At 65.9% G+C, this 13,659-nt stretch carries 12 protein-coding genes and 1 tRNA gene; 7 read left to right on the top strand and 6 right to left on the bottom strand.

All coding sequences use genetic code 11. The features are described 5' to 3' along the window. Positions 1–72: 72 nt before the first annotated feature. Positions 73–402 (top strand): hypothetical protein, encoded by a 330-nt coding sequence (locus ACLML9_RS13130; protein ID WP_411945774.1) that lies wholly within the window; start codon positions 73–75, stop codon positions 400–402. 828 nt (positions 403–1,230) lie between these two features. Here the strand turns inward: ACLML9_RS13130 and ACLML9_RS13125 are convergent. From ACLML9_RS13125 to ACLML9_RS13100, 6 genes are all read right to left on the bottom strand, one after another. After that, positions 1,231–2,160, bottom strand: a complete 930-nt coding sequence (locus ACLML9_RS13125; RefSeq protein ID WP_411945773.1) for a TIR domain-containing protein — start codon at positions 2,158–2,160, stop codon at positions 1,231–1,233. A 137-nt stretch (positions 2,161–2,297) separates the two neighbouring features. Continuing rightward, positions 2,298–2,774, bottom strand: coding sequence for a DUF4231 domain-containing protein (locus tag ACLML9_RS13120; protein WP_411945789.1), 477 nt, complete (start codon positions 2,772–2,774; stop codon positions 2,298–2,300). Positions 2,775–2,919: 145 nt separating this feature from the next. Beyond that, positions 2,920–2,991: transfer RNA gene (locus tag ACLML9_RS13115), tRNA-Val, on the bottom strand. 32 nt (positions 2,992–3,023) lie between these two features. Continuing rightward, the gene (locus ACLML9_RS13110; RefSeq protein ID WP_063059853.1) at positions 3,024–3,488 is read right to left on the bottom strand and encodes a peroxiredoxin; all 465 of its coding nucleotides are present in this window, start codon (positions 3,486–3,488) and stop codon (positions 3,024–3,026) included. A gap of 66 nt (positions 3,489–3,554) precedes the next feature. Continuing rightward, complete coding sequence (locus tag ACLML9_RS13105) at positions 3,555–3,977, bottom strand: DUF3052 domain-containing protein (RefSeq protein WP_030524044.1); 423 nt, start codon at positions 3,975–3,977, stop codon at positions 3,555–3,557. Between the two features lie 129 nt (positions 3,978–4,106). Further along, positions 4,107–4,661 carry a hypothetical protein gene (locus ACLML9_RS13100; RefSeq protein ID WP_411945772.1) on the bottom strand — a complete coding sequence of 185 codons (555 nt, stop codon included), beginning with the start codon at positions 4,659–4,661 and terminating at the stop codon, positions 4,107–4,109. 243 nt (positions 4,662–4,904) lie between these two features. On the opposite strand from ACLML9_RS13100, the gene aceE reads away from it, so the two are divergent. The 6 genes from aceE (at position 4,905) to ACLML9_RS13070 (ending at position 13,354) form a co-directional block, all read left to right on the top strand. Continuing rightward, complete coding sequence (gene aceE, locus ACLML9_RS13095; protein WP_411945788.1) at positions 4,905–7,715, top strand: pyruvate dehydrogenase (acetyl-transferring), homodimeric type; 2,811 nt, start codon at positions 4,905–4,907, stop codon at positions 7,713–7,715. 10 nt (positions 7,716–7,725) lie between these two features. Further along, a complete protein-coding gene (locus ACLML9_RS13090; RefSeq protein ID WP_411945771.1) occupies positions 7,726–9,060 on the top strand; it encodes a PucR family transcriptional regulator in 1,335 nt (444 codons plus the stop codon). 128 nt (positions 9,061–9,188) lie between these two features. Further along, on the top strand, positions 9,189–10,103 hold the full coding sequence (locus ACLML9_RS13085) for an ACP S-malonyltransferase (RefSeq protein WP_411945770.1): 915 nt from the start codon (positions 9,189–9,191) through the stop codon (positions 10,101–10,103). Between the two features lie 129 nt (positions 10,104–10,232). Further along, a complete protein-coding gene (acpM, locus tag ACLML9_RS13080) occupies positions 10,233–10,535 on the top strand; it encodes a meromycolate extension acyl carrier protein AcpM (RefSeq protein ID WP_030524039.1) in 303 nt (100 codons plus the stop codon). A gap of 10 nt (positions 10,536–10,545) precedes the next feature. Next, entirely contained in the window at positions 10,546–11,796 is a 1,251-nt protein-coding gene (locus tag ACLML9_RS13075) for a KasA/KasB family beta-ketoacyl-ACP synthase (RefSeq protein ID WP_030524038.1), read from the top strand. A 124-nt stretch (positions 11,797–11,920) separates the two neighbouring features. Continuing rightward, the gene (locus ACLML9_RS13070) at positions 11,921–13,354 is read left to right on the top strand and encodes an acyl-CoA carboxylase subunit beta (protein ID WP_411945769.1); all 1,434 of its coding nucleotides are present in this window, start codon (positions 11,921–11,923) and stop codon (positions 13,352–13,354) included. Positions 13,355–13,659: the final 305 nt, after the last annotated feature.

Below are 13,659 nucleotides of genomic sequence, written 5' to 3'. Positions count from 1 at the left end.
GAGGCAGTTGGTGGCGAAAAGCCCCCCGGTGCCGGGTGCCGAACCAGCACGGAACTCTGGACGGGGCGAACAATGTGTGAAGCACAGCGAGCAGTGGGACTGGTCCGCAAGGACCTGGATGGACACAGCGGTGCGGATATCGGCAAACTCGCGGAGCGGCACGGGTATCGCATGGTGTGGACAGTGTTCCTCGATACCGGGCCGCTGGCCTCAGCGCTCATCGTGGTCAGCACGGTCTATGAGCACAACGCCTCGGCGGTCGTGGTGCCGTCGTTTGCGCATGTGGACGCGTATCGGGACGCCGTCACCGACGTGGCCGTGCTCATCACCCCCATGCGGCTGTATCCACGCGGGTTCGACTGGCCCACCACAGCTCCGGAACCTGGCCGGGACGGACGGTAGCGCGGATGATCTCCCTGGGCTTGTCGGTTGCCGCCGGGATTCCGCTCCTGGTGCTGCTGTGGTGTCTGATCTGGCCGACGCGTTGAAGTCTCCGAAATCTCGACCGGCGGGGATCGCACGATCCCCGCCGGTAGCTCGGCTCTCTGACGCAGAGCTGGTCGGTGGCCGTCGCTTCCCCTCCGACCACCGGGATGTCCAGAACCTCACCAAGTCCGCGTGAGATCAGCTGCTCGGCTTCAATGTCGGCCACGGTGACTAGATCGTTCGGTGCCTTCTCTGCGATCTCATACTCTGCCAGCCGCCGGAACCGCGGCCGGACCGCGACGGATGCGGCGTCGACCAAGACTTGCGTCACCTCATCAATCAATTTCTGAGCCTAGCTGTGCCATCTCATGAAGTTGGCTTCATGGTCGCTAGATCGCGAACGGTTCACCGCACACGAGGCAATGAAAAGGTCCTCTGAGTTCCTCTGGCACCTTTATAGGCTCGTGGTCGTGACACGGAGAAGCCACGATCTGCATGTCGTTGGGTTCGGTAAGTGCGGGTGGTGCACTCTTGACCTGGTCGATGGTCAGCCCGGTCTCGCTTGCCAACTGACGGAGAATCTCCGGTGTTGCGGAGTCTCGTGCGTACTCAAGTTGCTGCTCTGTCCACCAAGAATCGGGCGAGGCGGACTGGCCGCACAGCGGACAGAAGTAGACCTCTGGGGAAGCATCCGGTTCGCTACCGTCCACAGGACCGAGATGCCATTTGAACTGCGCGTTGCAGTGGGGGCACTCGCGCCGCAGGAAACCGTCCTGGTCGGCGGGAATAGAGACATACATGGCCCTACACCGCCCCGAGGCTGACGAAAAGGTCCTGCTCGATCGGAGTGCCTTCGGCGGTCTTGCCTACGGCCTTGATAGTCAGGTGAGCTTGACGGTCGCCCCAGCCCTTGTTGCCGAGAAAATCGAGAACGGCAACTGGCTTTCCGGCAGGAAGCTTCGGAATCGGCAATGCGCCGTTGCTCCGTAGGTCTCCACGACCACCACCGGGAAGGTCGACCACGTTTAGGTCATAGACGTCACCGGGCCCGTGATTGACGATCTCGATCACGCCGATTTTGTTTCCACCGCGGTCGATGTAGCGTGCGTCAAGCCGTGGCTCTCGCGGTCCTTGCTGCTGCGGGATCTTCTTTCCGATTGGCAATCCGTTCCCAGGTCCGGTGGGGGGAGTCAGATCGCCTGCGGTATGCCAGTCCGTTCCGATTAGATCCACGGAGCATCCAGCGATTCGAAGTTTAGAAGCCAACATCTGGCGCTTCCCGACAGAGTTATCCAACCGGACAGTGTGCCGGCCATGAATGTCGCTGAACCCTTTTACATCTCCGAACTCGACGATCACCGTCCGTTCGGGGGATCGACCCATCGCCATCCCCGCCTCGTACAGCACATTTGGACGCGGCTGGGGTTGGGGACTTGTTTCGGGGTCATCTGGATCATCACACAGCCGGCTGTCGAGGTACGCGATGTCGTCTGGAGTCTGTAGGACAACAACTGCTTGGGCCTGCGCAAAAGCCGCGTTCAAGACATCACCGATGTAGGGGGAAGCTGTTCCTGTCATCTCCAGTGCGCGTGCCCACTCGATGGGCTGTAGGCCGATGGATCGCAGGAACTCGAATACTGCTCGGCGCGCAGGATCGTTCCGTCCATGGATGACGAAAACCTGTTTGGAGTCGGGCTCTGACCCTGGACTTGGTGCCGGGGAGCTTGCTGTCATGGATGCTTCTCCGTGTGACTATGCGGGAAGCGTTCGAGTTCCTGACCCAGGATGATGGTCGTGCTGAACGCGCCCTTGCGAGTGTTTACGCCGCAGTGATCCACGACACAATCGGTATCGGCATGGGGAGAAGATCGTTACCTCGGTTCGGAAGCGAGAGGTGCCCCTTGAGTCCTGGGTGTCTGTTCGATCTCGCTGTATCGGTTAGCGGCCCAATCGCCGGTCTCTCTCTCGGTGATCGAGGCGACGCGTTCGGCCAGCGTCCTTCGACGGTTCTCCCCGACGTACGGGCCGACCTGAGCCATGTACAGGAAGCTTTCGTTCTTGAGCGCCTCGGCCGCCGCTCGCCAGCGCAGCCAGTTGCTATGCCACTGAAAAAGCTGCTGCGCGCCTTCGGCCACAATGGGGACCGCAGCAACGAGAGCGGTTATCCATCCTGCGGAGCCGACGGCAGCAAGCACAGGTATGACGGCCCCTACAACGATCTGAACTAGCTTGACCGACTTGTATGCGTTCTTGGCTGAGTTCGATCGAGTCCTGTAATAGTCAAGTTGATCTTCCAGGCGACGCCACACCACATCGTCGGTTGACGTGCCTTCTCTCGATTCCTCCACGGCCAAACAGATAGCACGTCGACCTCTCGTAGCCCGTGCTTATGGCCGTCTCTTCGAACGTGCGTAGCAATTGTCTGCCCCACGAATCCTGCGTGGGGCATAACCAACGTTCTCGTTTCACCCTATTGAGCTGGCACTTTACCGGTGGGCGCAGAGGGGTTCGAACCCCCGACCGCTGGTGTGTAAAACCAGAGCTCTACCGCTGAGCTATACGCCCGGGCCCCCCGGACGGTGTCCGAGGGGAACGGTCTATGAATCTAGCGCGGCGAGCGCTTTCTCCCAAGCCGCCTGGTCACGGGGCTCTCCGGGGCCGTTCATCTCCGCGAAACGGATGATTCCCTCGCGGTCCACGACGAAGGTGCCGCGGTTGGCGAAACCCGTCACGTCGTTGAATACGCCGTACTGCTGGGCCACCGCGCCGTGCGGCCAGAAGTCCGACAGCAGCGGGAAGGTGTAGCCCTGTTCGGCCGCCCAGATCTTGTGGGTGGGCGGCGGGCCGACGGAGATCGCGAGGATCTCGGTGTTGTCGTTCTGGAACCGCGGCAGCTCGTCGCGGACCTTGCACAGCTCGCCCTGGCAGATGCCGGTGAAGGCGAGCGGGTAGAACACGATCAGGACGTTCTTCTCGCCGCGGTAGTCCGACAGCGAGACCTCCTGATTGTTCTGGTCCTTGAGGGTGAACTCCGGTGCCTGGGCGCCGACCTCGAGGGGCATGAGGATCCTCCAAATCTCGGGTGCGCGCACCCCGTGGCCCGGGGCGCGCGTACAGCTATGGGCGGCTCAGCGCTGCTTGGTGGGGGCCTTGGGCTGCACCAGACGGCTGGCGGACCATTCGCCGAGTTTGATGGCGGAGGTCTGGGTGAGCCCGGCGGTGGGTGCGGCCTCGGCGATCTCACTGGGATCGACATGGCCGTCGTTACCGGTCTTGGGGGTGAGCACCCAGATGAAGCCGTCGTCGGCGAGTGGGCCGATCGCCTCCATCAGTTCGTCGACCAGGTCCCCGTCGCCGTCCCGCCACCACAGCAGGACGACATCGATGACCTCGTCGGAGTCCTCGTCCAGCAGTTCACTGCCGGAGGTCTCCTCGACGTCGGCCCGGAGGTCGTCGTTGGTGTCCTCGTCCCAGCCCAGCTCCTGGACAACCATTCCGTGGGTGATGCCAAGCTTCTGAGCGAAATTCTGATCGTCCGCCGCGGCGACCACGGTGGCGTCCTCCTCAACTCCCGACTACAGATATCTGCAAGCGAACATGGTTATCGGCCCTAACGCAAGCCGATCGGGTGGGTCTAATTTTCTATGTCGTCCGAAACCGCTGGTGACGGGCGATCCGGGTTACTTGGGGCAGGCATCGCGTACCGCGTTGCGCGCGTCGTTGACGCGCTTGCTGGCGTCGTTGAGCGGTCCGACGGGGGAGGTGTAGGTCATCTCCCGGGTGGCCTGGGCGAGAGCCCGGGCCGAGTCGACGTAGGCGACGAACTTCGTCCGCAGTTCCTCGGGCAGCTGCACGCCCGCGGTGTTCACTCCGCCCTCGACCTGTTTGGCGGCGTCCTCGAGCGCGGTCACGGCGCCCTCGCGTTTGGCGTCGTAGTCGGGGGCGTCGTTGTCGTGGGCGTCGACGAACTCGTTGTACTTGCTCACCCCGACCCCGGTGGTGCCGGGGAATAGGGTGCAGTTGTCGGAGATGGCCTTGTCCCGGGCGGCCGCGATCTGCGACGAGGTGGCGGCGGCGGACGAGGACGAGGCGTATTCGCGATAGGAGGTCGCCTCGGCGGCGTTCGGTGTCGCGATACCTTCGACCTGCTGCGCGCAGCCGGCCACGGCGGCGCCCGCGACCAGGGCCGTCGCGGCGCACACCAGCCCGAACCGGCGCGGGTCCAGCCCTTCCATCGTCCTCCCGACTCCTCGGTAACCGCAGTGAGACGTGCCTGTCGAACGGTACTGGATCGGCGACTGACATGATGATGTGGGACGTGCCACGCGAGTGCGCGGGCACGCCCGGAAAAGTCGTCACGAGTGATCCGCACACCAGCGGGCCACTCGGGGTCACCGCAGCCATCAGCTCGACCACCCCCTGTACGAGGAGCAGTTTTGACCGATCTGATCCACTCTGGCGTCCCGGCGGAATCCGCTGTGCCGGGTTCCGCTCCCACCCCTCGCGACGCCAACGGTGCGCCCGCCGGTGGCCGAGTCCGCGTGATTCGTGAAGGAGTGGCGTCTTACCTACCGGATATCGATCCGGAGGAAACCAGCGAATGGCTCGAGTCGTTCGACGAGATGCTCGAGCGCGAAGGTCCCGGCCGGGCCCGCTACCTGATGCTCCGGATGCTCGAACGCGCCGGTGAGCGGCGGGTCTCCATTCCTTCGCTGACGTCCACCGATTATGTCAACACCATCCCGACCGAGAACGAGCCCTGGTTCCCCGGCGACGAGGAGACCGAGCGGCGCTTCCGGGCCTGGATCCGCTGGAACGCGGCGATCATGGTGCACCGCGCGCAGCGCCCGGGTATCGGCGTCGGCGGGCATATCTCCACCTACGCGTCCTCCGCGGCGCTCTACGAGGTCGGGTTCAACCATTTCTTCCGCGGCAAGGACCATTCCGGCGGCGGCGATTCGATCTTCATCCAGGGTCACGCCTCGCCCGGTATCTATGCTCGCGCCTTCCTCGAGGGCCGGCTGAGCACCGATCAGCTCGACGGTTTCCGCCAGGAGTACAGCCACGGCGGCCTCGGCAAGGGGCTGCCGTCGTATCCGCATCCGCGGCTGCTGAGCGACTTCTGGGAATTCCCGACGGTGTCGATGGGCCTGGGTCCGATGAACGCCATCTACCAGGCGCGGTTCAACCACTACCTGCACGATCGCGGGATCAAGGACACCTCCGATCAGCATGTGTGGGCGTTCCTCGGCGACGGCGAGATGGACGAACCCGAATCGCGCGGTCTCGCCCATGTGGCGGCCATGGAGGGTCTGGACAATCTGACCTTCGTGGTGAACTGCAACCTGCAGCGCCTCGACGGCCCGGTCCGCGGTAACGGCAAGATCATCCAGGAACTGGAGTCGTTCTTCCGCGGCGCCGGCTGGAATGTCATCAAGGTGATCTGGGGCCGGGAGTGGGACGCGCTGCTGGGCGCCGACCGCGACGGTGCGCTGGTGAACCTGATGAACACCACGCCCGACGGCGACTACCAGACCTACAAGGCCAACGACGGCGCGTACGTCCGCGACCATTTCTTCGGTCGTGACCCGCGCACCAAGGCGCTGGTGCAGGACCTGTCGGATCAGGAGATCTGGAACCTCAAGCGCGGCGGGCACGACTACCGCAAGGTGTACGCCGCCTACGCGGCGGCGCTGGCGCACAAGGGCCAGCCGACGGTGATCCTGGCCAAGACCATCAAGGGCTACACACTCGGTAAGCATTTCGAGGGCCGCAACGCGACCCACCAGATGAAGAAGCTGACCCTGCAGGACCTCAAGGACTTCCGCGACCTGCAGCGGATCCCGATCAGCGATGCCGAGCTGGAGAAGGATCCGTACCTGCCCCCGTACTACCACCCGGGCCCGGAGACCAAGGAGATCCAGTACATGCTGGATCGCCGCAAGGCCCTGGGCGGGTTCCTGCCGGAGCGGCGGACGAACGTCGCACCGCTGAAACTGCCCGGTGACGAGGCGTACAAATCGGTGCGCAAGGGGTCGGGTAAGCAGAACGTCGCCACCACCATGGCACTGGTGCGGCTGATGAAGGAACTGCTGCGCGACCCCGAGATCGGCAAGCGCATCGTGCCGATCATCCCGGACGAGGCCCGCACCTTCGGTATGGACTCGTGGTTCCCCTCGCTGAAGATCTACAACCGCAACGGCCAGCTCTACACCTCGGTCGACGCGGAACTGATGCTCGCCTACAAGGAGAGCGCGGTCGGGCAGATCCTGCACGAGGGCATCAACGAGGCCGGTTCCACCGCGTCGTTCACCGCGGTCGGTACCTCCTACGCCACCCACGGCGAGCCGATGATCCCGCTCTACATCTTCTATTCGATGTTCGGGTTCCAGCGCACCGGTGACGGGCTGTGGGCCGCGGCCGATCAGCTCGCCCGCGGTTTCGTCCTCGGCGCGACGGCCGGCCGGACCACCCTGACGGGTGAGGGCCTGCAGCACAACGACGGCCATTCCCTGCTGCTGGCGGCGACGAACCCGGCGGTGGTCTCCTACGATCCGGCGTTCTCCTTCGAGATCGCCCATATCGTGCGCGACGGCCTGCGCCGGATGTACGGCGGTACGCCGGGCGTGGACGGGTTCGGTGGGGAGAACATCTTCTATTACCTCACTCTGTACAACGAGCCCTACCAGCAGCCCGCCGAGCCCGAAAATCTCGACGTGGACGGTCTGCTCAAGGGCCTGTACCTGTACAAGAAGGGTGGCGCCGGTGATGTCCGGGCGCAGATCCTGGTCTCCGGTGTCACCGTGCCCGACGGTCTGCGGGCCCAGCAGTTGCTGGCCGACCACTGGGGTGTGGCCGCCGACGTCTGGTCGGTGACCTCCTGGGGTCAGCTGCGCCGGGAGGCCCTCGAACTCGAGATCGAGGCGCTGCACCACCCGGGTGAGGATGCGGGGCAGCCTTACGTGGCCCGGGCGCTGGCCGATGCACAGGGCCCGTTCGTGGCCGCTACGGACTGGATGCGCGCGGTACCGGATCAGATCCGTAAATGGGTTCCGGGCGATTTCACCACGCTGGGCACCGACGGGTTCGGGTTCTCCGATACCCGGCCGGCCGCGCGCCGGGTGTTCAATGTCGACGCGGAATCCATCGTGGTCGCCGCCCTGGCCGGACTGGGCCGGATCGGCAGGCTGGATCCGGCGAAGGCCGCCGAGGCCGCCGCCCGGTACCGCATCGACGATGTGTCGGCCGCGCCGGAGTTCACCGCCGGCGGCGCCGGAGACGCGGAGTGACGGCGGTTCGATGATCGAACGCAGACCACCGCGTCCGCGCCGGGTCTCCGAGGGCTCCAGCGAGCACGAGGTGTACCTGCCGACCGGCGCGCTGTCGCCGAACCGGCAGACCCGCGACCCACTACCGGACACGCTGCTCAGACGCGTGAAGCAGTTCTCCGGGCGGCTGTCCACCGAAGCCGTGGGGTCGATGCAGGATCGGCTGCCGTTCTTCGCCGATCTGGACGCCGCGCAGCGCGCCGGCGTGCAGATGCTGGTGCAGACCGCGGTGGTCAACTTCCTGGAATGGCTCCAGGACCCGGATAGTGATATCCGGTTCAGCCTGGACGCCTTCCAGGTCATCCCGCAGGATCTGGCGCGGCGGCTGACGCTGCGCCAGACCGTGGACATGGTGCGGGTGGCCATGGAGTTCTTCGAACAGTGGCTGCCCGCGCTGGCGCGTAACGATCGGCAACTGGTCGCGCTCACCGAGGCGGTTCTGCGATACGGGCGTGAGCTCGGTTTCGCGGCCGCCTCGGTGTACGCCAGCGCGGCCGAATCCCGGGGCGCCTGGGATACCCGGCTCGAAGCGCTGGTGGTGGACGCGGTGGTGCGCGGCGACACCGGTCCCGACATGCTCTCCCGGGCGGCCACCCTGAACTGGGACGCGACCGCCCCGGCGACGGTCCTGGTGGGTACGCCGCCGCGGGATCAGGGTGTGTCGGTGGTCGGCGCGGTGCACACCATCGCGGCCCGGCACGGCCGGGCGGCCCTGGCGGTGGTGCAGGGGGCCCGGCTGGTGATGGTGGTCAGCGGGCCGCTGGACGATGCGCTGCACACCTCGCCGTTCATGGCCGATCTGCTCACCGAGGCGTTCTCGGACGGCCCGGTGGTGATCGGGCCGACCACGCGTACCCTGGGGGCCGCGCACAGCAGCGCCCTGGAGGCGCTGGCCGGGATGGAGGCGGTGATCGGCTGGCGGGAGGCGCCGCGCCCGGTCCACGCCATGGAACTACTGCCCGAACGGGCGCTGCTCGGCGATCGAGCTGCGGTCGACGCGCTCGTCGAGTACCTTGTCCTTCCGTTGGCTTCTGCCGGTTCCGCCCTTGCGGACACCCTGGATGCCTACCTGGAATGCGGTGGTGCGGTCGAGATGTGCGCGCGTCAACTGTACGTTCATCCAAATACTGTGCGGTATCGCCTGAAGCGGATCGGGGAAGTAACCGGTCGTGATCCGCTCAATCCGCGGGATGCGTATGTGTTACGAATCGCTGCCACAGTAGGCCGTTTGACACGAACTCGTAACGAATCGTCATCACAAACCTCAGAGGACTCTTTTGTCCCATTGGACAAGGACGGGCTGTAACGCGAACCCCGATTCGGTCGATCCGGACACACCACGCGGGCTTTTGTGGAAACCATACAAAAGCGGTCGGCAAGCTTCATCCACGTCGACATCTCGCAAATGGGGTCTCACAGTGTTCTCTTAGGTACGTGATCGCGTTGTTCGCCCCTGGACAGGGCTCTCAGACACCCGGCATGCTCGCGCCCTGGCTCGACCTGCCCGGCGCTCGTGACCGCCTCGCACTGTGGTCGAAGGAATCCGGTCTGGATCTGATCCGGCTCGGAACCGAAGCGACCGCCGAAGAGATCACCGACACCGCCGTGACCCAGCCGCTCGTGGTGGCTGCCGCGCTGCTCGCCTTCGCCGAGATAGGCGAACAGCGGGTGCCGGCCGACACCATCGTGGCCGGCCATTCGGTGGGCGAACTCGCCGCCGCGGCGGTCGCCGGCGTGATCTCCGCCGACCAAGCAGTTACGCTGGCAGCCATCCGCGGTGCCGAAATGGCGAAGGCGTGCGCGCTGGAGCCGACCGGCATGTCCGCGGTGCTGGGTGGCGACGAGGCCACCGTGCTGGCGCGGCTCGAAGAACTGGAACTGGTCCCGGCCAACCGCAACGCCACCGGTCAGATCGTGGCGGCGGGACGCCTGGACGCACTGGCCGAACTGGCCGCGAATCCGCCGGAGAAGGCCCGGGTACGGGCGCTTCCCGTGGCGGGCGCGTTCCACACCGAGTTCATGGCCCCCGCTCAACAGGCGGTGGCGGCGGCGATCGCCGAGATCACCCCGCACGAGCCGGCTCGTCCCTTGCTGTCGAACGCCGACGGCAAGCCGGTCGAGTCCGGCGCGGACGCGGTGGCTAAGCTCGCCGCGCAGGTCACCCGGCCCGTCCGGTGGGACCTGTGCACCGAAACCGTCCGGCAGGCCGGTGTTTCGGCGGTGGCGGAGTTGCCACCGGCGGGAACCCTCGTCGGCATTGCCAAACGGGAGCTCAAAGGCACCCCGAACCTGGCGCTGAAGACCCCGGAGGACATCCCCGCGCTCGCCGAGCTCACGAGCTCCGGCTAGCTTGCCTACGGCCGTGTTTCCGACGAACCCTCGACGGGAGCACGGCACCGAAGCGACGTAACCGTGCGTCGCCTCGGCCCGAAGAAATATGTAGAGCCCTACCCGAGAAAATTAGAAGGGAGCCACGAAGTGGCCGCTCTGACCCAGGAACAAATCGTCGAGGAACTCGGCAAGATCATCGAAGAGGTTACGGGTATCGAACCCTCCGAGGTGACCGTCGAGAAGTCCTTCGTCGATGACCTGGACATCGACTCGCTGTCCATGGTCGAGATCGCGGTTCAGACCGAGGACAAGTACGGGGTCAAGATCCCGGACGAGGACCTGGCAAGCCTGAAGACCGTCGGCGACGCCGTCGCCTACATCCAGAAGCTCGAGGCGGAGAACGCGGACACCGCCGCCGAGCTCAAGGCCAAGTTCGACAACGCCGAGTAGGGCCGACACCGTGACCACTCCTTCCACCTTGAACGGGAACTTCCCGAATGTCGTCGTCACGAGCCTGGCGGCGTCCACGTCGATCGCGGGTGACGTCGATGCGACGTGGAAGGGTCTCCTCAACGGCGAGAGCGGTATCGACGTTCTCGAGGATTCCTTCGTCGAGGAATACGACCTACCGGTCCGCATCGGCGGCCATCTGAAAGTTCGTCCCGACAGCCTGCTGAGCCGGGTCGAGACCCGTCGGATGGCCTATGTCGAGCAGCTCGCGACCGTGCTCGGCCGCGAGGTCTGGCGTAATGCGGGCAGTCCGGAAGTCGATCCGGAGCGGCTGGGTGTGGCCATCGGCACTGGACTGGGTGGCGGTGACGCGCTCATCGATTCGGTCGACAAACTGAAGAACGGTGGATATCGCAAGATCTCCCCGCTCGCTGTTCAGATGGTCATGCCGAACGGGCCGTCCGCCGTCGTCGGTCTCGAACTGAAGGCCCGGGCAGGAGTGGTCACTCCGGTCTCGGCGTGCTCGTCGGGCTCGGAAGGTATCGCCAACGCGTGGCGCATGATCGTCATGGGCGATGCCGATATGGTCGTCACCGGCGGTGTCGAAGGTTTCATCGACGCCGTGCCGATCGCCGCGTTCACCATGATGCGTGCGATGAGCACCCGCAACGACGACCCGAAGGGCGCCTCGCGTCCCTTCGACAAGGACCGCGACGGCTTCGTCTTCGGCGAAGCCGGCGCGCTCATGGTCATCGAAACCGAGGAGCACGCCAAGGCGCGCGGTGCCACCATCCACGCCCGGCTGCTGGGCGCCGGTATCACCTCCGACGGTTTCCACCTGGTCGCGCCGGACCCCGAGGGCACGGGCGCCGCCCGCGCCATGACCCGGGCCATGCAGACCGCGGGTCTGTCCAAGCAGGACATCACCCATATCAACGCCCACGCCACCGCCACCCCCATCGGTGACACCGCCGAGGCGAAGGCGATCAACAAGGCCGTCGGCAACCATGCCTCGGTCTACGCGCCCAAATCGGCGCTCGGACATTCCATCGGCGCCGTCGGCGCGCTGGAGTCCGTGCTCACCGTGCTGGCCATCCGGGACGGTATCGTGCCGCCCACCCTGAACCTGGACAACCAGGATCCGGAGATCGACCTCGATGTGGTGAAGGGCGAAGCCCGGCGCCAGGAGATCGAGTACGCGATCAACAATTCGTTCGGTTTCGGTGGGCACAATGTCGCGCTCGCCTTCGGCCGGGCCTGACGGTCCGCCCGAACTGTTCGACGACCCATAGACGGGGCCGCCGGGTTTCTTCCGGGCGGCCCCGTCCGGGCTTCGACACCACGTGGCCCGCGTTTCGGGCGCACATTTTCGAGGAGAGAACGCGATGACCACTATCGCTCCGGCCCGCCATCAGGAAACTGCGACCGATCCGCGTGATCCCCTCGGGCGACTCCAGCGCTTCTTCGACCCCGGCACGGTGCTGCCGCTGCATGCGCGCGACAAGTCGGGTGTGCTCGCGGCCGTCGGTGAGGTCGACGGCGTCCGCACCGTCGCCTACTGCTCCGATGCCACCGTGATGGGCGGCGCCATGGGCGTGGAGGGCTGCCGGCATATCGTCGACGCGATCGACACCGCCATCGATTCCGGCGCGCCGGTGGTCGGTCTGTGGCATTCCGGTGGTGCCCGGCTCGCGGAAGGTGTGGAGGCCCTGCACGCGGTCGGCCTGGTGTTCGAGGCCATGGTCCGCGCCTCGGGCCGGGTTCCCCAGATCTCGGTGGTACTCGGTTTCGCGGCCGGCGGCGCCGCCTACGGTCCAGCGCTCACCGATATCGTGATCATGGCCCCCGAAGGTCGCGTTTTCGTCACCGGCCCCGATGTGGTGCGCAGCGTCACCGGTGAACAGGTCGATATGGCCACCCTCGGCGGCCCGGAAACCCACGGCAAGAAATCCGGCGTCACCCATATCGTCGCCGACGACGAAGCCGATGCGGTGCACCGCGCCCGCCGCCTCGTCTCGATGTTCGCCGAACAAGGCGAATTCGACCTCGTCGCCGCCGAGCACGGCAATGTCGACCTGCGGGCCATGCTGCCGGCCTCGGCCAAACGCGCCTACGATGTCAAACCGCTGGTGCACGAACTCCTCGACAATGTCGACGGCGAATCCAGCTTCGAAGAGCTCCAGGGCGGCTACGCCCGCTCCATGGTGACCGGCCTCGGCCGCCTGGCCGGACGCACCGTCGGTGTCCTGGCCAACAACCCGCTGCGGCTGGGCGGCTGCCTGGACTCCAAGAGCGCCGAGAAAGCCGCCCGATTCGTCCGCCTCTGCGACGCCTTCGGTATCCCACTGGTCGTCATCACCGACGTCCCCGGCTACCTGCCCGGCGTCGGCCAGGAATGGGACGGCGTGGTCCGTCGCGGCGCCAAACTGCTGCACGCCTTCGCCGAAGCCCGGGTCCCGCGGGTCACGCTGGTCACCCGCAAGATCTACGGCGGCGCCTACATCGCCATGAACGCCCGCTCCCTGGGCGCCACCGCGGTCTACGCCTGGCCGGGATCGGAGGTCGCGGTGATGGGCGCGAAGGCGGCCGTCGGCATCCTGCACAAGAAAGCCCTGGCCGCCGCGCCGGAGGAAGAACGCGAAGCACTGCACGAACGGCTCACCGCCGAACACGAAGCCATCGCCGGAGGGGTGGAACGGGCCGTGTCGATCGGGGTGGTCGACGAGGTCATCGACCCGGCGCATACACGTAGCAAGATCGCGGCCGCGCTGGCGGCGGCGCCGTGCCGGGCCAGCCACCACAAGAACATCCCGCTGTAATTTCGGCGGCGCCTGCGGCGTCGCGGGGTTGAGGGCGCCCTGGTCTCGCCGTTCAGGTCAGGAAGCCTGCCTGAACCGAGCCGGTCCGTTTCTGCGGCACGTTCTGCATGCCGCTCCGGGGGCGGCATTCGGCCGATTGAGCAGCAGCGACGACGCGGTGGGCTCCCTGTCCGTAAAGGTGAAGGGGTGGGCATGTTCGTGAAGGTGCTGTGTTTTTTGGCGCCGCCTTCGGCGTCGCGGGGTTGAGGCCCCCTTGGTCTCGCCGTTTCGGCCTCGAGACTCGCGCCTGCGGCGCATGCGCTTCG

It is taken from the genome of Nocardia sp. NPDC002869 (assembly GCF_046764065.1).
Classification (GTDB): domain Bacteria; phylum Actinomycetota; class Actinomycetes; order Mycobacteriales; family Mycobacteriaceae; genus Nocardia; species Nocardia rhamnosiphila.
The sequence above is the reverse complement of the archived record's forward strand: the minus strand, read 5'-3'. Positions and strand labels throughout refer to the sequence as shown.